Consider the following 23,090-nt stretch of genomic DNA (forward strand, 5'->3'; position numbering starts at 1 on the left):
CGTGATGCTCCGTGCAGCGGTGCCGCGGCCACTCCTACGATGCCCTGCGGATCACGTCGTGCGAGGGTCCGGAATTGGCCGATCTGGTCCACGCGTGCGCAGCACCGGACCCGCAGTTCAGAACCGGCCCGCGCGGCAGGGAACACCTTCACGGCCTGTTCGAATTTGGCGTGTTCCTGACCACATGGGATCCGATTCCGGGGGAACAGCGCCAAGTTGCCCTCGGGGCGGGTGGCACTTTGAGGGGCGTCTGTGACCACAAGGGCCACACTTCTCTCAACTCTGGGGACGATGTGTCAGCTTCACGTGCCTCCGGCTCCTCCCGAAACTCCGGCAGACCCTCGCTTCGGCGCGCCGCGGGGCCCCGCCCGGCGGCTCCGGTAAGGACCGCCGCCCCGGTCCGTACCGCTGCCCTGCGCCCGAGGCGGCGGATCGCCGCCGTTCTGATCGCCCTCGCCCTGGGGGCGAGCGCCGCACCCGCTCTCGCCGCGCCGCCGCCCCCGCCCGACACCGGCGGCTCGCACTGGGGCGACCGCGGACGCGCCGCCATGCCCCCCGTGCGCACCGGGACGACCGTCCCGCCCGCCTCCGTACCCTCGGCTCCGCCGAAGAGCGGCGTGCTGCGGTACGTACCGCGCGACCAGGGCGAGGTTCCCTGGCACCGGATATCCGACTTCCGCATCACCGACGCGCTGGTCGGCCGGGTCAGCTACTCCACCGGCAACCTGATGCTCGCAGCCACCGACTTCGACGTCGCCGGGGTCGGCCAGTCGCTGCAGCTCACCCGTACCTACAACTCCTTCGACGCGCCCAGCAGTTCCGTCTCCGACCCATGGTGGCTCGGGTACGAGCGCCGGCTCGACCTCACGTTCACCGGCATGGTCCTGCACTACGACCGGACGGGCGCCACCGTCGAGTACACCCAGAACGCCGACGGCTCCCTCACCACCCCCCAGGGTTACTCCCACGACCTGAAGAAGAACGCCGACGGCACCTACACGCTGACCGACCGCAAGTCCGGCACGGCCGACACCTACGGCAGCAACGGCGCCCTCACCAAGGTCACCGACCGCAACAAGGGCGAGGTCACCGTCGCCGCCCACCGCTCCCCCGAGGGGCAGAACACCGGGTTCAAACTCACCGAGACCCGCTCCGGACGCTCGGTGGACCTGGTGCGCACCTCCGCCACCCGGTGGGACGCCACCGACCACACGGGCCGCACCGTCGGCTACGACCTGGACGCCGCCGGCAACGTCGTGCGCACCACCGACGCCGAGGGCGAGTCGACGCGCTTCGGCTACGACGCCGACGGCCGGATCATCAAGGTGACCACCCCGGAGAACCGTTCCACCTCCTTCACCTACGACGCCGCGGACCGGGTCACTTCCGTGCGCCGGTACGCCGAGGGCAGCACCGGCGGGCCGACGTACACGTACACCTACAGCGCCGCCAACGCCGGTGACGCGGGCACCACCAAGGTGACCGACCCGCTCGGCCACACCACGACGTACGACCACAACGGGGACGGCGAGGTCACCAAGGTCGTCGACGGTCTCGGCCACGAACGCGCGACGACGTACCAGAACCGCCTCGTCCAGACGGCCACCGACGCCATGGGCACCGGCAGCGGCGGCACCGGCGGCAACGTCACCGCCTACGGCTGGGACGCCCGCAACAACCCCACCTCCACGAAGCTGCCCACCGGCGCCACCGCCAGCAGCAGCTGGCAGACCGTGGCCGGCGTGGAACGGCCCAGCAACAGCAAGAACGCGGACGGCGAGAAGACCGAATTCGCCTACGACGCGGCGGGCAACACCACCTCGGTCGCCACCGTCGGCACCGGCGGCGCCACCTTGCAGTTCACGTACAACGAGGCCACCCCCACCTGCGGCGGCTTCCAGGGCCAGCGGTGCACCGCCACCGACGGCAACGGGCAGAAGACCTCGTTCCGGTACGACGCCACCGGCAACCTCCAGACCGTCACCCCGCCCGCGCCCCTCGGCGTCACCCGCTTCACCTACGACGCCCTCGGCCGCACGGCGACCGCGACCGACCCGCGGGGCGTGAAGACCCTCTACACGTACGACAAGCGCGACCGGATCACCAAGGTGGACACCTCCGGCTACGCCACCGTCACCTACGTGTACGACGGCGACGGCAACCTGTCCTCGCGCACGGACGCCACCGGGGTGCAGACCTACCAGTTCGACGCGCTGAGCCGGGAGACGGTCCGCACCCTCCAGGACGGATCCCAGACCGTGCTCGCCTATACCGCCGACGGCGACGTGGACACGTACAAGGACCCGGGCGGCGTCACCGACTACTCCTGGGACGCGGCCGGGCGGCTGTCCGAGCTGACCGACCCGCGCGGCAAGAAGACCGTCTACGAGTACGACAAGAACGACCGTCGCACCAAGACCACCTATCCGGGCGGCACGGTGCAGACCCAGCGCCTCGACAACTCGGGCCGGCCGGAGAACATCCGGGCCCTGGCCCCCTCGGGCGTGGTCCTGAGCGACCTGTCGTACACCTACGGGTACGTCTCGGGGCAGGAGTCCCTGGACGGAGCGAAGGTCCGTTCCCGTACGGACAACGTCACCAAGGCCCGCACCGCCTACACCTACGACGGCGCCGGCCGCACGTCCCTCGCGGAGGAGACGGAGACGTCGGGCCGCAAGACGTCCTGGCAGTACTGCTACGACCCGGCCGGGAACCTCACCACACAGGGCGGCGCACCGGGCTGCCCGGCCGCGACCGCCTACACCTACAACGCCGCCTCGCAGCTCACCGCCAAGAACGGCGTCACCTCGGGCTGGTCGTACGACAAGGCCGGCAACGAGACCGCCGGGGCCCCGGCCCCCGAGACCGCCCGCAGCGCGGAGCGCTACACCGACTTCGGGCAGCTGAAGTCGGTGACCGTCGGGACCACCGCGTACCCGGCGGAGTACGCGAGCACCGACAGCAGCGAGCGCACCCGGTTCGGCTCCACGGTCTTCCACAACGGGCCGCTGGGCCTGTCGGGGCAGACCGCCGGCGGCAAGGACACCGAGTTCATCCGCGAACCGGGCGGCACCCTCAACTCCCTCCACACCGGCGGGAAGAGCCACTACTACCTGACCGACGCGCTCGGCTCCGTCATCGGGCTCGTCGACGAGACGGGCAAGCGCGTCAACACCTACCTGTACACCCCGTCGGGCGCCGCGCGCACGGGCACGCAGGAGACCGTGCCGCAGCCGTTCCGCTTCACCGGCGGCTACCAGGACCCGACCGGCATGTACCACTTCGGGGCGCGCTACTACGACCCGCAGCTCGGCCGGTTCACCCAGAACGACCCCTCGGGCCAGGAGAAGAACCCGTACCTGTACGCCGAGGGCGACCCGCTCAACCGCATCGACCCCGACGGCCTGCTCCCCAAGTGGGTCAACGGCGCCGCTGACGCGGTCGGCAAGGCCATGGACGTCTACGACGTGGCCACGTTCGCCAGCCAGCTTTCCAAAGGGCAGTACAAGGAGGCGGGCGGCACGGCGGTCGGCTTCGCGGCGGACAAGCTGTTCACCGCGGGCTGCACGGCCGCCACGGGCGGAACCGGAGCGGTGGGCTGTGCCGTCGGCGGGTACGCGGTAGGACAGCTCGCCCAGAAGGGCTACGAGAAGGCGACCGGATGATCGGAACGAACCGGATGATCGGAGTGAAGGTGACGGACTTCGCGGTGGGGTCGCAGGTGCCCGGCACGAACGGCGTACCGGACACGGCGACCGGAACGGATATGACGGCGACCGCCCAGGACTTGGCCTACAAGGGCTTGGACTTCATGCCCGTGTGGGCGCTCGTCCTCGTCGTCGTGGCGGTCGTCGTCATGATGATCGTCCTGGCCAGGCGCCGGAGGAGGTGACCTCGCCGGAGAAAATGACCGCACGCCGCCCTCCCCCGGGCGGGCGGGCCCCCGGCGCTCCCCGCGCCGGGGGCCCGCGCCCTGCCGCAGACGTGCGGCAGGTGCGGGGGATGTCCGTTCAGCTCCGGGGACCGCGCGACGCCAGGGCGTCCTTGACCTCTCTGATCACCCGGGCCGCGTCCTGGGGGTCGTGCACCACGTCCGTACGGTTCATGTCGACGACGAGCACCTGGCTGGCCGCGTAGTGCTGGTGCACCCAGTCGTCGTAGCCGGACCAGAGCTTCCGGTAGTACTCGACGAGGCTCTCGTCCTGTTCGAAGGCACGCCCCCGCAGCCCGATCCTGTGCAGCACCGTCTCGAAGTCCGCCTTCAGGTAGACCATCAGGTCGGGCGCCTTGCGGTACGGCAGCCCTTCGATCTCCTGCATCATCTCGTCCAGCAGCCCTTCGTACACCCGCATCTCCAGGGAGCTGATCCGGCCCAGGTCGTGATTGACCTTGGCGAAGTACCAGTCCTCGTAGATGGAACGGTCGAGGACGCTGTCGCCCTTCTTGTACGCCTGCTTGATCGAGGCGAACCGGGTCTGGAGGAAGTAGAGCTGGAGCAGGAAGGGGTAGCGCTTGGCCTGGATCTCCTCGGGGCTCGCCGTGTAGAAGAGCGGGAGGATCGGGTTGTCGTCCACGCTCTCGTAGAAGACCTCGCCGCCCAGCTCCTTGGCGATCAGTTCGGCGACGCTCGTCTTGCCGATCCCGATCATGCCTCCGACGCAGATCACTGACATTCCTCGCTTCTCCCCCGGGGGTCTTCTGTTCGCGGCCCGGCGGGTCCGGGGGCCCCACAGCGCGGGGACGCGTGCCGGTGGCCACTCGGTACCCCAGGACTTCCGTGAGCGGTGCCACGTGGCTCCGTCCGGAGCGGGACGCGGGACGCCGGATGCGCCCCGGTGTCCGGCCGGACCAGCGGCTGCGCCGCTGCCCTGCGCGATGCCGGCCACCGCCCTGCGCCGTGCCGGCCATCGCCCCGCGACCGCCCTGAAGCATAGAGGACGCTGCGCCCCGCCCCTGCCGGAGCACCCCGGCCCGCTTCGCCGCGCGGTCGGGCCCCGGAGCGCTCCGGGACGCGGACCGGCACTCGGACCCGGCGGACGGCCATCCACGGAGCGTCACCTTTGGTGACATTCTGTCGGGAAGCGCATGCCCGTGGTGGCCGTAGGGTCGGGGGGCAACAAGCGTGTGGCGACGAGGAGTTGGCGCAGATGAGCGATGTGGTGCGGATCGGTTCCAGGGCCAGCAGGCTCGCGCGGACGCAGGTCGCGGAGTGGCTCGGCCCGGTCGCGGCGGGCCTGCCCGGGGTGCGGTTCAAGCGGGAGGTCATCCTCGAAGGGGGTGACCAGGACCGCGTCACTCCGACCCTCGCCGAGGTCGCGAGGACGTCGGGGGGTTCCGCGTTCTCCAGCAACCAGGAGGCGGCCCTGACCGCCGGCCGGGTCGACGTGATCGTGCACTCCCTCAAGGACCTCCCCACCACCGTGAGCGACGGCACGGTCCTGCTCGTGACGCCGGGGCCGCGCGAGGACGTACGGGACGTGCTGTGCGGCTCCACCCTGGACGCGCTGCCGCGCGGGGCCCGGGTGGGCACCGGAGCACCCCGCCGGGTCGCCCAGCTCCTCGCGCTCCGGCCGGACCTGCACGTGGTGCCGATCCGGGGCAACGTGCCCGGACGGCTGGCCCGGATCGCGGGACGCGACCGCCTCGACGCGGTCGTACTCGCCGCCGCCGGCCTGAACCGGCTGGGCGTGCTGCCCGAGGTCCACCAGGTCCTCGATCCCGTTGTCTTTCCGCCGTCGCCGGGGCAGGGGGCGCTCGGCATCCAGGTCCGCGCCGGGTCCCCGGCCGCCCGCCTCCTGGCCGGTACGGGCGACCCGCAGGTGGACGCGTGCGTACGGGCCGAGCGCGCCGTCCTGGCCGAGCTGCACGGAGGCTGTTCGGTCCCGGTCGGGGCGTGGGGGCGGCTCGGCGAGGACGGCCTGCTGCACCTGACGGCCACGGTGACCTCGGTGGACGGGACCACGCAGGTCACCGCGTCCGGCTGTGGCCCGGCGGACGGCCCCGCGAAGCTGGGCGCCTGCGTGGCCGCCGACCTGCTGGAGCAGGGTGCGGCCCGCATCCTGGCGTCGCTCAGGCCGGTCTGAGCAGGGGCCGCGAGCAGGCGGGGGCCCTCGGGGGGAGGCGCGGTCCCCCCGAGGGTCCTCGCCTGCCGCATTTCCTGCACCGGGCCGGCAGGACCTTGGTCACACCGCCCCGCGGCCGCCCGCGCCCACTGCCTCGGCCGCGCGCGTCATCGCTGTTACCTCGTCGACGTACGACCGTCGCTCGGCCGGGGCAGGTGCCAGGGACCTCCTTCTCGTACGGACGGGACTTGTGCGGCCCGTCCGTGCTCCGGCGGCGTGGTCTCGTGGAGGGACCGGGCGCTCAACGCCGCGCGCCGTACGCATTCCGCACCGGAGGGCCATTCCCATGAACTCTGCACGCTTCGCCACGTCCCCCGGCCGCCGCGCCGTCTCCGTCGTCGCAGGCCTCGTCGTCACGGGGGCGGCCCTCACGGCCGTCACCGCGGCTCCCGCCTCCGCCGCCCCCACCGCGCCGAAGCCCCCGGCGCCCTCCTACGGGTACGACGGCCACTACGGTGACGCCTGGATCGGCGGCAAGTGGGGTCAGGACTACTACCGGTACCCGAAGCCCACGGTCGCCCACGCGGACCTGAAGGTCACCGCGTCGGGCCCCTCGCACATCGACCACAACCAGGAGCAGGTCTGGCGTGTGAAGGTCACCAACGTCGGCAGGAGCACCGCCAACGCGGTCAACCTGGTCACCACGCTCCCCAACGGCATCGACCACGTCGCCGACCGCGTGAGCCAGGGAACCTCTTCGTACACGCCCGGAGGCAGCCTCGTCGCCGGCCTCGGCTCGCTGAAGCCCGGGGCCACGGTCACCCTGGACATCGCCGGAAGGGGCCCCTCCTACGGGGGCGGCACGGTCCACCTGCGTACCGAGGCGGGCACCAGCAGCCGTGAGGTCAACACGTCCAACAACTCCGCCACGGTGACCACGCGGATCAGCTGACACCTACGCGGAGTTCGGAGGAGGGCCCTCGCACCTCGCGGACGCGGGACACGCACGCGAGGGGCCACGGGCGACCGGCCGCCGGGTCACACGCACGCGAGGGCCACGGGCGACCGGCCGCCGTGCGGGAGCTCGCCCGCACGGCGGCCGTGGCCGGCGATCGCGGCCTGGCGGGCGCAGGCCGCCACCGGGAGCGGACTGGCCTTCCGCTGTGAGCACCCGACTCGCCGCCCCCTACCTCCACCCCATCGGCGCATTCCGCCTTCTAGGCTGTCGACGCGGAGCGGGTCCCTTCCGGCCCCGTAGCCGGTCCCGGGCATCGGCATCCGTCCGGCCGGCGTCGACCAGCGAACAGCAGGGCCGTCCTCCCTGTGCCCTGCGGCCCTGGGCCCCCTGAGCGTGCAGGTCTCGCGGACGGTGAAGGACGCGTCCTCGGCGGTCCGGTTCTTTTGGCCGGGCGGCACGGGGCTACCGCGGTTCCTCGGGGGTACCCGCTTCCGGTGACGTGCCGGTCACAGCTCGTCGGGGGGTGTGCGCCCTCCGCGTCGACGGTGGGAGAGGGTATGGGATTGTGTGATTCGGCTCGGGCCGCGGCTTCCCGGTGTTCCACCGAGGTGCTGGGCGGCCGGTACCGTCTGGACGAGCTGATCGGTTCCGGTGGCGCCGCGGACGTCTACCGGGGCCTGGACCTGCGGCTGGGGCGGCCGGTGGCGGTCAAGGTCTTCCGGCCCGACTCCGGTGCCGACATCGAGGAGGAATCCCGGCGCGAGGCGGTACTCCTGGCCCACCTGCACCATCCCGGCCTGGTCAGCGTTTACGACGCCGGCCAGGACAAGGGGCGCGCCTTCCTTGTCCTGGAGCTGATCGAGGGAAGCACGCTGCGCAGCCGCATCGAAGAAGGCGTCCTTCCGGTCAAGGAGACCGCGGCGCTGGGGGCCGAACTCGCCGAAGCCCTCGCGCACGCCCATACGGCGGGCATCGTCCACCGGGACGTGAAGCCCTCCAACATCCTCCTGGACGCCGCCGGATGCCCGCATCTGACCGATTTCGGCATCAGCCGGCTCCTGGACGCCACCTCCCGCACCGCCACCGGCACCCTCATCGGGACCGCCGCCTACCTCTCCCCCGAGCAGGTCCTCGGCCGGCGCGTCGGCAGGGCAGCCGACATCTACGCCCTGGGCCTGGTCGTCCTGGAATGCCTCACCGGCCGCCCCGAGTACGACGGCGGCCCGCTGGAGGCCGCCATCGCACGGCTGCACCGCGCCCCCGCCTTTCCCGCCCACCTGCCCGGACAGCTGCAACGCCTGCTGCGGAACATGACGGCTCTGGACGGCCACGACCGCCCCGACGCCCGCGAGTGCGCCGACACCCTGGCTGCCCTGGCCGACGGCGACGCTCCCGGCGGCGCCACCCTCAACAGCGCCGTCCCCGACAGCGGTCCGCCGATCCGAGTCACGAGCCTCTGCACCCCCACCGTGCCCCCGCGGACGGTTGAGCGCACCCATCCGAAACCTCCCGAGGGCGGTCGGCGGACCTCTCGCCGTATCGCGGCCGCACGCCCGCTCGTGGCGGGTGCCGCCGCGCTCACCGCCGTCCTGGCCACCGCCGTCACCCTCACCGGCAATCCCCCACCGCAGAACAAGGACACCGCGCGCCCTCCCGTGGCGACGCCCTCCTCCGCACCCCGCTCATCCCCCGGTCTCCCTTCGGGAACCGCACCCGGGCACGGAGCACGCCCCTCCTCCACGCCTCCGCACCCCACATCTGCCTCCGTCTCCGTCTCCACGAGCAAGACGGCCCACGCCACTTCCCCCGGCCTGGGCACGCCCGGCGCCGCCCCTCCCCGGCGCACGGCCCCCACGCCTCCGACGACCCGGCCGGACAGCGGCCCCAAGCAGGCCAAGACCGCGGCGAAGGCGGAGAAAGCCGAGATCAAGGCGCGGCAGAAGGAAGCCAGGAAGGCAGCGAAACGCTGAAGACACCCGCGTTGACGACGGCAGGGCCACGTCCCGCCCCGACATGCCCGCCACGGTCAGCACGGCCACCAGCAGCGGCACCCCCCGTACGCGGGCGGCGGTTCAGTCTCCGGGTGGCTCCGGCTGCGGCAGGGCCGCCAGTGAGGGGGACGGGCTCGGGGCGCTGTCGGGGATTCCCATCAGGGCGCGCAGTTCGGCGGCCTCGCCCCTGTGCTTCTCCGCGACGGGGAGGTCCCCCTGGGCCCGGTGCACCGCGGCCAGACCGTACAGCGCGTGGGCCTGCTCGTAACGCAGTTCCATGCGGCGGGCGATGTCCTGGCCCCGGGTGAACTGCTCCAGCGCCGCCTCCTGATCACCCCGTGCGTGCAGCACACCGCCGACGGTGAGGTGTACGGCCGCCCGGTGGATGTCGTCGCAGCCCCTGACGTCCGCGAGGGCGCGCTCGGCGGACTCGGTCGCTTCGGACGGTCTGTTCAGGCACATCAGCAGGTCGGCGCGGTGTGCGAGGACCAGGGGCAGCGCGGACGGGGCGATACGCAGGGGGCCGCAGAGTTCCGCGGCGTCCTCCGCCCGCTCCAGCGCCTCGTCGTAGCGGCCGAGCAGGGCCAGCGCCTGGGACAGGTGGAGCAGTGCCTCGGCGGACAGGGGACTCTCGCCGAGAGTGTGGAAGTTGCTCAGCGCGTCCTCGGCGTCGCGGGCCGCCCGCGCGTACTGGCCCAGGCGGGCCCGTACATGACTGAGGGTGATCAGCGAGGAGCCGCCGAGGCGCGTGAAACCGCCCTCCCGCGCCATCAGCAGGGCCCGTTCGCCCAGGCGCAGGGCCGCGGGGAGTTCGCCGAGGCTGTTGTGCGTACGGGCCAGCCGGGCCAGGCACTCCGCCTCGCTCAAGCGGTCGTCGGCGGCACGGGACAGTTCCAGGGCCTCCTCCAGCAGGCTGAGGGACCTTCTGAGGCTGCCCTGCTGCCACCTGCCCTGCGCCAGATGGGTGAGGTTGAAGCGGAGCAGGACGGAGTCGCCGAGATGCCGGGCCGCGGCCACTCCGGTCTCCAGCGCCTGGTGGGTGGCGCGGTCGTAGCCCCGGATGCCGGCGTGGAAGGCCAGCTCGCGCGGCAGCCGGGCGGCGTGCCTCAACAGGCCGTGGTCGCGTGCCAGTTCGACGGCGGCGAGCAGGCTCTCGCGGTGCCGGTCCAGCCACTGGAGTGCCTGGGCGGTGTGCACGAAGGGGGCCAGGGACTCCGGCGCCGGGGAAGCCGGGGCGGGGGAAGGGGAAGCTGGGGCTGGGGGCGGTGCCGGGGCCGGGGTCGGTGCTGGGGTCGGTGCCGGGGCCGGGGTCGGTGCCGGGGCCGGGGGCGGCGCCTGCGATTTCGCCTGCGCCTGCGCCGTGTCCGGGGAGCCGGCCTCGTCGGAGGTGCGTGCGGCAAACCCGGCGCGGCCGGGCAGCAGCAGGTCGCAGGCGAGGGTGGCGGTCTGGGCGTAGTGGTCGAGGAGCCGCTCCACGGCGCGCGCGGGGTCGTGCCGTCCGCTCGCGTCCCGCTGCTCCTCCTCACTGCGAGCGAGCCGCCGCACGAAGCTGTGCACCAACTCGTGGAAGGAGTACGTCCCGGGCTCGCGCGATTCCAGCAGGCGTACGTCGACGAGCGCCTCCAGGACGTCTTCGGCTTCCTGGACGTCGAGGGCGAGGAGCGCGGCGGCCTCGGCAGGGTCGATGCGGCGGCCGGGATGCAGGCCCAGGAGCCGGAACGCGGTGCGCCGCCGGTACGACATGGACCGGTACGACAGCAGCAGGGTGCCGGCGACACCCTTGTCCTCGCCCGCGAGTTCGTCCAGCCGGCGGTCCTGGTCGCGCAGCCGGTCGACGATGTGCCCGATCGTCCAGCGCGGCCGGTTCGCCAGCCGGGCGGCGGCGATGCGCAGCGCCAGGGGCAGCCCGCCGCACAGCCGGAGCAGTTCGGCGACGGCCCCCGGCTCCCGGGCGATCCGTTCCTCGCCGAGGGTGCGCCGCAGCAGATCGCGTCCGTCGGCGTCCGGCAGGGCGTCGATGGACCGCCATTCCGCGCCGTCGAGACCGATGAGCCGGGGCCTGCTGGTGACCAGGACGAGGCTGCCGGGAGAGGCCGGGATGAGCGCGCGGACCTGGTCGGAGGTGGCGGCGTTGTCCAGGACGAGCAGCATGGGACGCGCCCGGGTGTGGTGGCGCCACAGGGCGCTGCGCCCGGCCTCGGTGCCGGGAATCTCCTCGCCGGGAACGCCGGCCAGGGCCAGCAGCTCGCCCTGGGCGTGGTACGGACTCAGCGGCTCCTGCGCGGAGGAGACTCCCCGCAGGTCGAGGAAGAGGCCGCCGCCCGCGTAGTGATCGGCGAGTTCGTGTGCGGCACGGGTGACCAGGGCGGTCTTGCCGCCGCCGCCCATGCCGTCGATGCCCAGGATCGTCGAAGGCTCGGTCCGGCCCCGGCCGGCTGCTTCGCGGATCCAGTCGAGGTGCGCGGCGCGCCCGGCGAAGTCCGGTATGTCGTACGGCAGCAGGCGCGGCGACGGTACCGGTGCGGGGCGCTTCGCGGGGCGGACGGCCGGCTCCGTGCGGTGCGCGGAGGCCGCTCGGTGCGGGGGTACGGTGCCGTGGGCCGCGGCGGGGGCGGGCGGCAGCTGGGCGGCAGCGGCCGCATCATGCGGGGGTACGGTGCCGTGGGCCGCGGCGGGGACGGGCGGCATCCCGGTGGCGGAGGACGCAGCGTGCGCGGGCAGGGTGCCGTCTGCCGCACCGGGAACGGGGGGCAGCTGGACGGCAGCGGCCGCATCGTGCACGGGCAGGGTGCCGTCTGCCGTACCGGGAGCGGCCTGCATCCCGGCGGCGGAGGCCGCAGCGCCAGGGGCGGCCGCAGCAGTCGGCGGGGCCAGGAGGTAGGGGTTCGGCAGGAAGGGGGGGTCCGGCAGGATTGCGGGGTCCTGGCGGAGGATGCGTTCGTGCAACCGGAACAGTTCCGCGCCGGGGTCGATGCCCAGCTCCTCGCCGAGGAGCTCCCTGAACCGGCGGAACTCCTCCAGGGCAGCCGCCTGTTGACCGGCACGGACGAGTGCGAGCATCAGCCGCCCCCGGAGCGTCTCGCGCAGCGGGTGGTCCTCCACCAGCGCCCTGAGTTCGCCGACGGCCCCTGCGGTGTCCCCTCCCTCCGCGGGCAGCCCGTAGAGCCGCTCGGCCGTCGCCAGGCGCTGTTCGTGCAGGGGGACAGCCAGGGCGTCGATGAGCCCTCCGCCTTCCCCCGCAAGAACCGGCCCGCGCCACAACCGCAGTGCGCGGCCCAGCAGTTCGGCCGCACGCGCCGTGTCGCCCGTCTCCTGCGCGGCATCCGCGTCACGCAACAGCCGCGCGTGGCGCAGCAGGTCGAGCTGCTCCTCGGCGAGGACGGCCCGGTAGCCGGGTTCGGCCGTCACGATGAGTTCGCTGCCGCCGGGTATGCGCCGGCGCAGCTCGGCCATCGTCTTGCGAACCCTCAGCGCGGCGGTCTCCGGTGGTGCGCCGTCCCAGGCGGCGTCGACGAACCGGGAGACGGGCACCACCCGCCCGGCCTCCAGGAGCAGCACGGCGAGCATTCTGCGCCGGACTACTCCGGCGAGCCGCACGGGTGCGCCCCCGTACCGGATCTCCAGCGGGCCGAGGACGTCGAACACCGGGCGGGGTGAAGCCTCCTCCCCCGCTCCTGCGGACCCGCGCGCCGCCCGCTTGCCGTCCTGGGCGTCCGGGGTCCCCGGAGTACCACCGCGCACTCAGTCCTCCACCTGGCATCCCCCGCGGCATCCGGACCGGGACGGATGCACGCACCGGGCAGCTGAAGCCCGGGCACGGACCCACGTCCGCGACAGCTCGGACTCTACCCCCGCTGACCAGCCAAATGCCTCTGGCACAAGGCCGGTTGATGACATTGGAGGCGTAATTCACGTCAGGTGGGCGTTTCGTCTGCCGGAATTATTGCTTCCGCCACAATGCGGCTGCCGCGGCGGCCAGGTCGAGGGACTGGCCGCGGTTGAGCCGGGGATCGCACACGCTGGTGTAGCGGCGGCCGAGGTCCTCCGCGGCGACGGGGTCGGAGCCACCCACACACTCGGTGACGTGGCCGCCGGTCAGCTCCAGGTGCAGTCCGCCCGGGTGGGTGCCCAGCGCACGGTGCACCTCGACGAACCCCGCGGTCTCGTCGACGATGTCGGCCAGCATGCGGGTCTTGGTTCCGGTCCCGGTCACCCGGGTGTTGCCGTGCATCGGGTCGCAGACCCACAGCACTTCGGCCCCCGATGCGCTGACCTTCTCGACGAGCGCGGGCAGCACGTCGCGGATCTGGCCGCGCCCCATGCGGGTGATGAACGTGAGCCGCCCGGGGGTGCGGTGGGGGTCGAGCCGCTCGACGAGCTCCAGCAGTTCGCCGGCGGTCGCGGTGGGGCCGACCTTGACGCCGACCGGGTTGTCCACGGACGCGGCGAAGGCGACGTGCGCGCCGTCCGTCCGGCGGGTGCGCTCGCCGATCCACAACATGTGGCCCGATCCTGCGTACTGCCCGCCGGTGGCCGGATCGGTGCGCACCAGCGCGTGCTCGTACGGCAGCAGCAGGGCCTCGTGGCTGACGTGGAACCCGGAGTTCCCCCTGGCCCTTTCGACGCGCCGCAGCGCCGCGGCGGACTCCCGGTAGGCCCTCTCCATCCTGCGCGGGTCGGGCGTACGCTCGCGGGCGCTGAACCCCGGGGCGTTGACGGCGTCACCCCGGTACGCGGGCAGTTCGAGCCCGTCGCGCACTTCCGTGGGGCGCGAGCGCGGTTTGGCGTACTGCCCGGCCATCCGGCCCACGGCCGTCACGGGCAGCCCGGAGCCGTGTTCCAGCACCCGGGCCATCTCCCGCAGCACGGCGACGTTTCCGTCCACCTCCCTGAGTGCGGCGGGGCCGAAGGTCTCGGCGCAGTGGCCGCCCTGGAGCAGCAGACCGCCGCCGCGGGCGGCGTCGGCGAGGCGCAGGCGCAGGTGCGTGGTGGCGGTGGGGCCGACCAGCGGGGGCAGGCCGGCCAGGTGGGCGGTGACCCGGCCGACGGCCACGGGGTCGGGCCAGTGCGGCTGTTGGGCGGCAGCCGGGACGAGGGTGCGGTGGGCGTGGAGCACGGTGCTGGTCATGGGGGTCTCCGCTCGTCGTGCGGGGGTGCCGGCGTACGGGACGCCGGACCTCGTGGGGGCGTGGGGAGGCAGGTACGGGGGGTGCGCATCGCGGCAGGGGGCGCCGGAGCGGCAGGGGCCAGGTGTGGGGCACGCGCCGCGGTGGTCCGCCCGCGCGGCGGGGGTCAGATGCGGCAGGGGTCAGATGCGGCAGGGGTCAGATGCGCAGGACGGTCTTGCTGCGCATCAGGAACTCGGCCAGGTACCCGTCGTGGGGCATCCCGTGCTCCTTGTGGCAGGTGGGGTGGCCGCCTCCCGCGTAGACGTTGCTGATGCTGGGCTCGTCCACCAGCCGCGCCAGCAGTTCCTCGTCCCCGGTCAGCACGCCCAGGACGAGGGTGTCGCGCAGCGGGGCCATGCCGTCGGCGCGGTTCCAGGGGGCCACCCACACGCACGGGAACGGCAGTTCCGTGCCCGCCTGGGGTGCGTCCGCCCGCCCCAGGAGGTGGACCGCGGGGCGCAGCGCGGCGCTCCCGTCGCCCAGGTCGTCGGCGAAGCCGTCCCCGCCGAGTACGGCACGGGCGTTGCCAGCGACCCGCCGTACGTACGCTTCGAGGTTCCGGGCGGTGGCGAGCGGCTGGACCGGCAGTACGGCCTTCTCGTCCTGCGGCGGCAGCGAGGGCATGTGCGCGAGCCGTTCGGCGAGGGCGGTGGCGACCGGCTCGGGGTCGCCCTCGACGAGGACGGCCGTGGTGTTGACGCAGCCGGTGCCGCCGTGGGCGGCCACCGAGTCCACGAGGGTGTCGAGGTGGGCGCGCCAGTCGGCGTCGGCCGTGATGAGGAACTTGGAGCGTCCCGGCCCCTGGACGCGGACCGCCGGATTGCCCGCGTGGCGTGCGGCGACGTCGGGACCGCCGTAGACCAGGCCGAGGTCCGCGCCGCTGAGCAGCGCGTCCGCGTGCTCGTGCGCGGTGGGCAGCAGCGCGACCCGGTCGTCGCCGAACCCCGCTTCGCGCAGGGCGGTGACGAGCCGGTGCGGGGTGAAGGGTTCGCGGCGCGAGGGGCGTACGGCGACGCGGTAGCCCAGGGCGAGGGCTTCGGGCCAGATGCTGTGGGTGCCGGGGTGGTTGCCCGCCGCGTGGACGGCCAGCACGTCGCCGCGCCTGGCCCAGACGGCGCGCCCGGCGCCGCGCCCGGGCAGGTCGGTGACGGCCGCGGCGGGACGGGCGTGCTGCACGCTGTCGTACGCCAGGGACAGCCGGTGTGCCGTCGCGGTGGTCGCGCCGCGCACGACGCTCAGCGGGATGCCGCCGCTCCGGCTTGCGGCGTCCTCGTAGTCCTCGACCCGCTGTCCGTCGAGTTCGGCGGTGGCGAAGAGGTGGGCCGCCCGCTGGAGCAGCGCGACGCGTTCGTCTGCCGGAAGGGGCGCCGACCGGCGCAGTGCGGTGGTGGCGCGCTGGATGAACAGCGGTGGTACGAGGCTGAGTTCGGCGAGCGGGGCGCCGGTCACGTCGGGTACGGGCAGGCGCCTGACGGCACGGTAGGGACCGCGCGGGCCCAGCGCGTCGAGGGGGCGGGTCATGCTGCTCCTTCCTCGGCGAGCGGACTGTGCGGGCGTGCGGCGGCCGCCGTCCGGGCGGGCACGGACTTCTGCGGGGCGGTGTCCGGCAGCCGTACCGGCTCCTGCCTGGCGGTGTCCGGCAGCGCGTCGACGGCGACGATCCGCTCGGGCAGCGCGTGCTCCGGCAGCCGCGCGCGCAGCCAGGCGTGCAGCTGCGTCACGAGGGTGTCCGCCCGGTGGGCCGCGGCGGGCACCACGGTGAGCGGGCCGCTCTCCCCGGAGTGGCGGTAGCTCCCGGAGATGTCGGTGCCGGGCCGGACGAGGACGGCTTCGAAGTATTCGGGCCTGTCGGGCGCGGGGGCGAGGTGGGCGTCCAGTCCGTGGCGTGCGGCGAGCGCGGTGAGCTGGTGCGGGTCGACCGCCGCTTCGTCGGTGGCGGTCAGCCGCCGCCTGCCGACGGTCACGGCGTCGGGGCCGCCGGCGGTGACGGCGCGCAGGGCGGCGGCCTCCCCGGTCAGCCGGGAGTTCGGGATGCCGGTAATGCGCAACGGAGGCGTAAGACCGCTCAAGTGCTCCTCCAGCGCGGCGGTGCTCTGTACGCCCGGCGCCCCCCAGGCCAGGCGGGGGCAGTCGGTGAGGTCGGTGAGGTGCGAAGCGGGGGCCTTGCGCAGTACGACGTCGTAGCGGTGCCGGGAGAGCTCGTTGTGGTAGCCGCCGCGCTTGAGCTGGACGTCGACACCGGCGACGCCGGGTTCGGTGCGGGCCAGCGAGGTGAAGTAGTCGGGGTGGACCAGGAGTTCCTCCTCCCTGGCCTGCGCCTTGCCGACTGCGCGCCGCACCGCGTCGCACCCGGTGGCCGTGCCCCGCCCCAGGACGACGGCGGTGTGCAGGTGGTCGCGGGTGCGCAGGTCGCGGATGTCGCCGAGGAAGAACGCGCCGCCGGGGGCAAGGAGCGTCAGGACCTGACGTATCACCGTGTCGAGGTAGGCGGCGCCGGGGAAGAGCTGGGCGACGGAGTTGAGGACCACGGTGTCGAAGTGCCCGGTGGGCAGCCCGTCGGTGCGGTCGGCGCCCTGGGCGCGCAGGTGCACGCGTGCGGCGCGTGCCGGGTCGGCGGCGAGGTGGCGGGCCAGCTCGTCCACGGCCACCTGGGAGAGGTCGGTGGCCCAGTACTCCTCGCAGTCGTCCAGGAGCGGGGCGAGGAGCAGTCCGCTGCCCGCGCCGATCTCCAGGATCCGCCGGGGCCGCAGCTCGCGGATGCGCCGCACGGTGGTGTCCTGCCACTGGCGCATCTCCTCCAGGGGGATGGGGCGCCGGTCGTAGCTGCTGTTCCAGCCGACGAAGTCGTCGCCGAAGGCCGCGTCCGCGGAGCCGGCGTAGAGCCGGTCGTAGAGCTCCTGCCATTCGTCGACCTGCTTCTCGGCGTGCGCGGTGCCCGCTCGCGTGCCGGGGACGACGTAGGCGACGGGGCCGGCGGTGACGGCTTCGGCGACCTGGTCGTGCCGGGCGAGGAGGCGTGCGGCCTCGTCGTACGGCTGGGCTGTTTCGCCGTTCGGGCGGGCGGTCCGGGCGTTCGCTCGTGCGGTCCCGGCATTCGGTCGTGCGGTCTCGGTAGTGGCTCGTGCGGTCTCGGCGTTCGCTCGTGCGGTCTCGGCGTTGCTCATGATGGGGTCTCCCGAATTCGTGGGGGCACAGGGGCCGGTCAGTAGACGCCTTCGATGACGGCCTCGTCCTCGAACGTGGCGACCGGGGCGATGTCGGCGACCGCGTCGCCGGCCAGGCCCTCGGGGGCGGGGATCCGGGTGGCCAGATCGCGTTCGAGGTTGTGCGGGAGCAGGAAGGACCTGCTGACGTGGTGGACGACGACCTGGCCCCGCGCTCCGTAGGGCACCGGCCTGTGGGTGTCCGGGTCGACGACGCGGAACGTGACGTACGGGCTGAGCGGGTCGAAGACGCAGGGGTCGTCGTCGGTCAGCCCGGGCCGCTCCCCCGCCATGCCGAGGATCATGGTGCTGCCGTAGTTCCCGCACAGGACGGTGTCGGGGAACACCTCGGTGCGGTAGAGGCGGCGGGTGTCCGGGTCCATTTGGGTGCCGCCCCAGCGGATCGCCCGTACCTTCTCGTTGACGAGTTCCACCAGGCTCTCGCGGCCGGCGAGGCGCTCCAGCAGGGATGGGGTGATCGTGAGGACTCCGACGTCCTGGGTGCGCAGCACCTCCTGCGCCTGGTCCAGGACGTGTTCGGCGTACGCTCCCGCCTCCGGCCCGCGCCCCTGCGCCAGCAGCTTCTTCACCCAGCGCGGGTCGAGGTCGACGCAGAAGCCGAGCGCGCCGTACGTGGCGGCGGAGCGGCGGAAGTACTCGCCGACGATGTGGGGTCCTGTGGGCACCAGGCCCAGCCAGTTCGTGCCGCGGGGGAAGCCGTGCGCGGCCAGGTGGGCGTTGCTCGCGGCCAGCATGCGCTCCAGCCAGTCGTTCAGCAGCACCACGCGCTTGGGGGCGCCGGTGGTGCCGCCGCTCTCGAAGACGCCCACGACATCGGGGTCGTCGCCGTAGCCGCGCGGGACGAGGTCCTCGGCGCGCGCGTCGCGCAGTTCGGCGGCGACGTTGGGGAAGAGGGTGAGGTCGTCGTGGGTACGGACGTCGCTGCGCGGGTCGAAGTCGAGACGCTTGGCGCGCTCCAGCCAGAAGGGGGAGCCCGTCGCGGGGTCGAAGTGCCAGTCCATCGCGGCCCGGACGAACGCGTCGGGGTCGCATCGCGCGCCGGGTTCGAGGTCGAGGACGTCGGAGGTGGCCGTTGCCATGGCGGTGCCTTCCTTCCTGGTACGAGCCTTGTACGGGGTGCGGGCCTTGTACGGGGTGCGAGCCTTGTACGGGTCCGGTCGTACGGACCTCCCGGAGTGCGGTCGTACGGGCAAATGGCGGAGTGCGGTCCCAAGGGGCTCCTCAGGCGCGCAGCAGCGTCGCACTCCAGCGGTCCGTGGAGATCCCGCACAGCACGACCAGCTCCCCGGGCGCCACTTCGCCCCGGTCCAACTGCTGCCCCAGAGAGACGAGTTGGTCGGCAGCCCCCATGTGTCCGTGGTCGGGGGCGAGCGCCGCGTTGGTGCGTGACAGGGGGATGCCGAGAGGGTCGGCGACCGCGGCGATGCTGGTCGCCTGGTCGTTGAGGTAGATCAGCCGGTCGATGTCGTCCCGCCGCACTCCGGCCCGTGCGCACGCACCGTCGATGACTTCCAGCAACCGCGCGTAGCGGTTCTCCAGGAAGCGCTGGAGCACGGCGGGGTCGTTGCCGAAGCGGGCCCGCACGGCTTCGTGCCCGCCGGGCGAGCCGACGCTCGACCAGCCCTCGGGCGGCGCGGGGCTGACCGCGCCGCCGAAGTCCACCCGCAGCAGGTCGCAGTGCTCGGGTTCGGTGAACTGCTCGGTGGCCAGCCACTGGTTGGCCGGGTGACCGCGCCGGACCACGGTGGCCACGGCGGCGTCGCTCAGCACCGCGTTGACGAGGTTCATCCGGTTGCGGTGGAACTCGCTGACCCGGTTGACGGCCACGAACAGCGCCGTGCGCACCTCGGGCTGCATCGCCATGGTGGAGGCGACGTAGTACAGGCCGTGCACGCCCGCACCGCAGCCCTCGTTGAGCAGCAGGGTCTGGGTGCGCTCGATCTTCAGCTCGCGGGCGAGGGCCGAGGCGCCGTCCCAGTAGGTGTACTCGGGCAGGTCGGAGCTGGCGAGAACGACGAGGTCGATGTCGTCGGCCCCGATGCCGAGGCGGTCCAGGGCCTGCCCGGCGGCCTCGGCGGAGAGCTGGGTGGCGTGGACGTCCGGGGCCGCCCGGTGGTAGGAGCGGAAGCCCCAGTTGACGACCCGTTTGGGGTTCTCCACGTAGTCGCCGGCGGTGGCGGCCACGTCCCTGTGGTCCCCGAAGGCGTAGCCGAAGGACGCGAGGCCGAGGCCGGGCGGGGCGGGGGTGGCGGACCGCTGGGGGGCGGTCGCGGATGCGGTGCTCATCGGGCGGCCTCCTGGGTGCGGGTCGCGCCGGTGCGCGCCGTCAGGTCGGCGGCGGCAGCGGCCAGGTCGGTCTCGAAGAGGAGCATGAGGTCGTACTCGGCCCCGAAACGCTCCTTGGCGTAGCGGCACAGCCGCAGGGCGAGGATCGAATGCCCGCCCAGGTCGAGGAAGTTGTCCTCGGGTGTCACGTCGGGGTCCTCCAGGACGGCGGCGGCCCATTCGACGGTGCACCGCTCGACCTCGCGTGCGTCGGCCGGTCCTGCGGAGTGCGTGCTGGTGCTCATGTCGTGTCGTCCCTTCCTTCGTCCAGGGGCTGGGCTTCGTCCTGGGGCTGCGCTTCTTCTCGGGGCTGCGCTTCTTCCCAAGGCCGGCCCTCTGCCCGGGGCTGGGCTTCTTCACTGGGCCGGCTTTCGTCCGTGGGCCGGGCGTCCCAGAGCCGGGCGGTGGCCGCCCGGTCGAGCTTGCCGTTGACGGTGTGCGGCAGCTGGGGCACGTGCCGGTAGGCGGCCGGCCGCATGTAGGCGGGCAGCAGCCGCTTGGCGTGGTCGCGCAGGGCGCGCGCGGGCAGCGCCTGCCCCTGCGGGTGCGTGGCGTACACGGCCACCAGGCGTTCGTCGCCGGGGCCGTACTCGCGCACCCACACCACGGCGTCGGACACCTCGTCGTGGGCGCGCACCGCTGCCTCGATGTCGCTGAGTTCGATGCGGTGCCCGCGCAGTTTGACCTGGAGGTCCTCCCTGCCGTGGTAGACGAGCGTGCCGTCGGCGCGGGGCTCGACGAGGTCGCCGGAGCGGTAGTGGGTGCGGGTGACGCCGTCGGGCGAGCGGAGCGTGCGGAAGCGTTCGGCGTTGAGGTCGGGGCGGTTCAGATACCCCTCGCTGACCTGCGGGCCGGCGAGCCACAGGACACCCTGCTCGCCGGGGCGGACGTCGCGTCCCTCGCCGGTGAGGACCCGGTGGTGGAAGCCGGGGAGCGGACGGCCGATCACCGAGGCGCTGCCGTCGACGTCGGCGGCGGTGACCTCGTGGTAGGTGGAGTGGACTGTGGTCTCGGTGATTCCGTACATGTTGACCAGGACCGGCCGTGCCAGGCCGTAGCGCTCGCGCCACGGGCGCAGGGCTGCCGGGAGCAGCTTCTCGCCCGCGAAGACGACGTACCGCAGGTCGGGCAGCGGCACCTGCTCGCTCAGTGCGGCCGCCGACAGGGAGGCGAACGCGGTGGGGGTCTGGCTGAGCACGGTGATTCCCTCCTCCCGCACGACGCGCAGGCACTCCTGCGGTGAGCGGGCGGACCAGTGCGGCAGGACGACGAGGCGTCCGCCGGTGGAGAACGCGCCCCAGATCTCCCAGACGGAGACGTCGAAGGCCAGCGAGTGGAACAGCAGCCACCGGTCCGCGGCCGAGAACGCGAACCGCTGTCCCGCACCGGCCAGCAGCGCCGCCACCGCACGGTGGTTGACGGGCACGCCCTTGGGGCGGCCGGTGGTGCCGGAGGTGTAGATGACGTACGCGGTGTCCAGCGGGTCGCAGGGCGCGTCCGCGTCGGGGGCCGCCGGGGCGTCCCGCAGGGCGCTCACCCGCTCCTCGGTGACGACCGGGACGCCGTCGCCGGGGCTCGCACCGTCGAGGCCGCCGACGAACGCGACCACGCCGCTGTCCGCCAGGACGAAGTCGTTGCGGGCCGGGGGGTTGCGGATGTCGAGCGGTACGTACGCCGCTCCCCGGCGCAGGACCGCCAGCATCGTCACGAGGGCCTCGGCGCCGGGCGGCATCCGCAGCGCGACCCGGTCGCCCCTGCCCACGCCGTGCTCGTGCAGCAGACCGCCGAGCGCGGAGGACCAGGTGTCGAGCTGCCGGTAGGTGTACGTCCGGCCGTCCGCGACGAGGGCGACCTCCCCGGGGCGGGTGGCGACGCTGCGGGCGAAGGCGGACACGAGGGTGCGGGGGGAGTCCCCGGCGTGCGTGCCGTGCCCCGTCGTCGTCGGTCCGGCGGCGGTTGAAGTGGGGTGTGCGGTGGGGTGTGCGGTGGGGCTCTTGGCGCGGTTTCCGGTGGGGGTGAACGCCGTCATGTCCCCTCACCTCCTCGGGTTTCGGCGGTTTTCACGGCTCGGGCGAGGCGCACCACCCGCTCTGCCTGGACGCGGGCCGCGTTCCGGGTGACGTCGTCCGGCGGACGGGTGCCGCCCGCGGTGCAGTGGGCGGTGCCGTACGGGTTGCCGTCGGTCAGCTTCTCGGGGCTGGTGTAGCCCGGGGCGACGACGATCCCCCCGAAGTGGTGGAAGGACGTCATCAGGGCCAGCAGCGTGGACTCCTGGCCGCCGTGCGCGCTGCTCGTGGAGGTGAAGGCGCTGTACACCTTGTCTGCGAGCAGCTGTTGGCGCCACAGGCCGCCCAGCGAGTCCAGGAACAGCTTGAACTGGCCGGCGACGTTGCCGAAGCGGGTGGGGGTGCCCATCAGCACGGCGTCCGCCCAGAGCAGGTCCTCCGGGACGGCCTCGGCGGTGTCCGCGTCGGCGGCCCGGTGCGCCGCCCAGGCGGGTACGGCGTCGGAAGCGGAGACCTGCGCCGTCTCGGCGATACGGCGCAGCCGTACCCGGGCGCCGCTCTTCTCCGCGGTGTCCGCCAGGTCCCTGGCGATCTCGGCGATGGTCCCGGTGGCGGAGTAGTAGAGCACCGCGACGTTGACGGTGCCGGCCGCGTCGCTCTCGTCGTGTGTCACGTCGGCGTGCGTCAGGTCTTCGTGCGTCGTGTCGGCGCGTGTCATGCGCGGGGGCTCCTCTCGTGTCGTACGGGGTCGTGCCGTTCGGGCTCGTGCCGTTCGACGTCGTGCCGTTCGGCGTCGTGTCGTACGGGGTCAAGTCGTCCCGGGTCCGGTCGTGCGGCGGGGTCCTGGCCGACCGGCAGGGGCCGGGAGAACAGGCGGTCGCAGTAGACGAGCGGCACCCGGTCACTGACGTACGTGTCCTGCACCAGGCCGATGAGGATGCTGTGGTCGCCCGCGTCCAGCAGGGAGTTCATCGAGCAGGCCACCCGCACACTGCTCCCCTCCAGGCCGGGCAGGCCCAGTTCGCAGGAGCGCATGTCCCCGGCGGCGAAGCGGTCGATGCCGGAGGTGGCGAAGCGGCGGGCGATGCCGGCCTGTTCCTTGGCCAGTACGTTGACCAGGAAGCGGTCGGCGGCACAGAACGCCGGGTGGGTGCTGGCTCCCTTGTCGAGGCAGATCAGGACGAGCGGCGGGTCGAGGGACACCGAGCTGAAGGAGCTCGCGGTGAAGCCGTGCGGAACCCCGGCGGCGTCGACGGTGGTCACCACCGTCACGGGCCCCGGCACCCGGGCCATGGTACGGGTGAGGGTGCTGGCGGACATGGCGCTCTGCGCTCCCTTGGAGGTCGTGTTCATCGG

The 23,090-nt window shown here is 73.3% G+C and carries 16 protein-coding genes; 5 read left to right on the forward strand and 11 right to left on the reverse strand.

Going from position 1 to position 23,090, the window contains the following annotated elements; genetic code table 11:
• The first annotated feature begins 548 nt into the window (after positions 1-548).
• Positions 549-3,665, forward strand: a complete 3,117-nt coding sequence (locus ACFWVV_RS16715) for an RHS repeat-associated core domain-containing protein (RefSeq protein ID WP_384350528.1) — start codon at positions 549-551, stop codon at positions 3,663-3,665.
• Entirely contained in the window at positions 3,662-3,892 is a 231-nt protein-coding gene (locus ACFWVV_RS16720) for a hypothetical protein (protein WP_384350329.1), read from the forward strand. Before ACFWVV_RS16715 ends, ACFWVV_RS16720 begins: the two co-directional genes overlap by 4 nt.
• A gap of 118 nt (positions 3,893-4,010) precedes the next feature.
• On the opposite strand, the gene ACFWVV_RS16725 is transcribed toward ACFWVV_RS16720, so the two are convergent.
• Positions 4,011-4,673 (reverse strand): deoxynucleoside kinase, encoded by a 663-nt coding sequence (locus ACFWVV_RS16725; RefSeq protein WP_384350332.1) that lies wholly within the window; start codon positions 4,671-4,673, stop codon positions 4,011-4,013.
• A gap of 474 nt (positions 4,674-5,147) precedes the next feature.
• Here ACFWVV_RS16725 and hemC point away from each other — a divergent pair, with 474 nt between their 5' ends.
• From hemC to ACFWVV_RS16740, 3 genes are all read left to right on the forward strand, one after another.
• Entirely contained in the window at positions 5,148-6,083 is a 936-nt protein-coding gene (gene hemC, locus ACFWVV_RS16730) for a hydroxymethylbilane synthase (protein ID WP_384350335.1), read from the forward strand.
• A 325-nt stretch (positions 6,084-6,408) separates the two neighbouring features.
• Positions 6,409-7,014, forward strand: coding sequence for a hypothetical protein (locus ACFWVV_RS16735; protein WP_384350337.1), 606 nt, complete (start codon positions 6,409-6,411; stop codon positions 7,012-7,014).
• 563 nt (positions 7,015-7,577) lie between these two features.
• Positions 7,578-8,990: a protein kinase gene (locus tag ACFWVV_RS16740; RefSeq protein ID WP_384350340.1), complete on the forward strand. Its 1,413-nt coding sequence runs from the start codon at positions 7,578-7,580 to the stop codon at positions 8,988-8,990.
• Positions 8,991-9,092: 102 nt separating this feature from the next.
• Here ACFWVV_RS16740 and ACFWVV_RS16745 read toward each other — a convergent pair whose 3' ends face one another.
• The 10 genes from ACFWVV_RS16745 to ACFWVV_RS16790 all read right to left on the reverse strand — a co-directional run bounded on the left by ACFWVV_RS16745 (position 9,093) and on the right by ACFWVV_RS16790 (position 23,087).
• Entirely contained in the window at positions 9,093-12,752 is a 3,660-nt protein-coding gene (locus ACFWVV_RS16745) for a BTAD domain-containing putative transcriptional regulator (RefSeq protein ID WP_384350343.1), read from the reverse strand.
• A 199-nt stretch (positions 12,753-12,951) separates the two neighbouring features.
• The gene (locus ACFWVV_RS16750) at positions 12,952-14,139 is read right to left on the reverse strand and encodes a 3-deoxy-7-phosphoheptulonate synthase (protein WP_384350345.1); all 1,188 of its coding nucleotides are present in this window, start codon (positions 14,137-14,139) and stop codon (positions 12,952-12,954) included.
• 196 nt (positions 14,140-14,335) lie between these two features.
• Positions 14,336-15,700, reverse strand: a complete 1,365-nt coding sequence (locus ACFWVV_RS16755) for an aldehyde dehydrogenase family protein (protein ID WP_384350348.1) — start codon at positions 15,698-15,700, stop codon at positions 14,336-14,338.
• A complete protein-coding gene (locus tag ACFWVV_RS16760) occupies positions 15,697-17,343 on the reverse strand; it encodes a methyltransferase (RefSeq protein WP_384350350.1) in 1,647 nt (548 codons plus the stop codon). The genes ACFWVV_RS16755 and ACFWVV_RS16760 overlap by 4 nt, the downstream gene beginning before the upstream one ends.
• Positions 17,344-17,381: 38 nt before the next feature.
• Positions 17,382-18,482, reverse strand: coding sequence for an AMP-binding protein (locus tag ACFWVV_RS16765; RefSeq protein ID WP_384350352.1), 1,101 nt, complete (start codon positions 18,480-18,482; stop codon positions 17,382-17,384).
• Positions 18,483-18,624: 142 nt separating this feature from the next.
• Positions 18,625-19,689 carry a 3-oxoacyl-ACP synthase III family protein gene (locus tag ACFWVV_RS16770; protein WP_384350355.1) on the reverse strand — a complete coding sequence of 355 codons (1,065 nt, stop codon included), beginning with the start codon at positions 19,687-19,689 and terminating at the stop codon, positions 18,625-18,627.
• Complete coding sequence (locus tag ACFWVV_RS16775) at positions 19,686-19,973, reverse strand: phosphopantetheine-binding protein (RefSeq protein ID WP_384350357.1); 288 nt, start codon at positions 19,971-19,973, stop codon at positions 19,686-19,688. Before ACFWVV_RS16775 ends, ACFWVV_RS16770 begins: the two co-directional genes overlap by 4 nt.
• A complete protein-coding gene (locus ACFWVV_RS16780; RefSeq protein ID WP_384350360.1) occupies positions 19,970-21,757 on the reverse strand; it encodes an amino acid adenylation domain-containing protein in 1,788 nt (595 codons plus the stop codon). The genes ACFWVV_RS16775 and ACFWVV_RS16780 overlap by 4 nt, the downstream gene beginning before the upstream one ends.
• A complete protein-coding gene (gene wrbA, locus ACFWVV_RS16785) occupies positions 21,754-22,452 on the reverse strand; it encodes an NAD(P)H:quinone oxidoreductase (RefSeq protein WP_384350363.1) in 699 nt (232 codons plus the stop codon). The genes ACFWVV_RS16780 and wrbA overlap by 4 nt, the downstream gene beginning before the upstream one ends.
• A complete protein-coding gene (locus tag ACFWVV_RS16790) occupies positions 22,449-23,087 on the reverse strand; it encodes a flavin reductase family protein (RefSeq protein WP_384350366.1) in 639 nt (212 codons plus the stop codon). The genes wrbA and ACFWVV_RS16790 overlap by 4 nt, the downstream gene beginning before the upstream one ends.
• Positions 23,088-23,090: the final 3 nt, after the last annotated feature.

It is taken from the genome of Streptomyces sp. NPDC058663 (genome assembly GCF_042716745.1).
Lineage (GTDB): Bacteria > Actinomycetota > Actinomycetes > Streptomycetales > Streptomycetaceae > Streptomyces.

What these genes read in the sequence shown, in the direction of transcription:
- ACFWVV_RS16780 (WP_384350360.1), bottom strand. Translation starts at nt 21,757, where the DNA reads ATGACGGCGTTCACCCCCACCGGAAACCGCGCCAAGAGCCCCACCGCA.
- ACFWVV_RS16715 (WP_384350528.1), top strand. Translation starts at nt 549, where the DNA reads ATGCCCCCCGTGCGCACCGGGACGACCGTCCCGCCCGCCTCCGTACCC.
- ACFWVV_RS16720 (WP_384350329.1), top strand. Translation starts at nt 3,662, where the DNA reads ATGATCGGAACGAACCGGATGATCGGAGTGAAGGTGACGGACTTCGCG.
- hemC (WP_384350335.1), top strand. Translation starts at nt 5,148, where the DNA reads ATGAGCGATGTGGTGCGGATCGGTTCCAGGGCCAGCAGGCTCGCGCGG.
- ACFWVV_RS16760 (WP_384350350.1), bottom strand. Translation starts at nt 17,343, where the DNA reads ATGAGCAACGCCGAGACCGCACGAGCGAACGCCGAGACCGCACGAGCC.
- ACFWVV_RS16725 (WP_384350332.1), bottom strand. Translation starts at nt 4,673, where the DNA reads ATGTCAGTGATCTGCGTCGGAGGCATGATCGGGATCGGCAAGACGAGC.
- ACFWVV_RS16740 (WP_384350340.1), top strand. Translation starts at nt 7,578, where the DNA reads ATGGGATTGTGTGATTCGGCTCGGGCCGCGGCTTCCCGGTGTTCCACC.
- ACFWVV_RS16735 (WP_384350337.1), top strand. Translation starts at nt 6,409, where the DNA reads ATGAACTCTGCACGCTTCGCCACGTCCCCCGGCCGCCGCGCCGTCTCC.
- ACFWVV_RS16790 (WP_384350366.1), bottom strand. Translation starts at nt 23,087, where the DNA reads ATGAACACGACCTCCAAGGGAGCGCAGAGCGCCATGTCCGCCAGCACC.
- ACFWVV_RS16755 (WP_384350348.1), bottom strand. Translation starts at nt 15,700, where the DNA reads ATGACCCGCCCCCTCGACGCGCTGGGCCCGCGCGGTCCCTACCGTGCC.
- ACFWVV_RS16770 (WP_384350355.1), bottom strand. Translation starts at nt 19,689, where the DNA reads ATGAGCACCGCATCCGCGACCGCCCCCCAGCGGTCCGCCACCCCCGCC.
- ACFWVV_RS16775 (WP_384350357.1), bottom strand. Translation starts at nt 19,973, where the DNA reads ATGAGCACCAGCACGCACTCCGCAGGACCGGCCGACGCACGCGAGGTC.
- ACFWVV_RS16750 (WP_384350345.1), bottom strand. Translation starts at nt 14,139, where the DNA reads ATGACCAGCACCGTGCTCCACGCCCACCGCACCCTCGTCCCGGCTGCC.
- ACFWVV_RS16765 (WP_384350352.1), bottom strand. Translation starts at nt 18,482, where the DNA reads ATGGCAACGGCCACCTCCGACGTCCTCGACCTCGAACCCGGCGCGCGA.
- wrbA (WP_384350363.1), bottom strand. Translation starts at nt 22,452, where the DNA reads ATGACACGCGCCGACACGACGCACGAAGACCTGACGCACGCCGACGTG.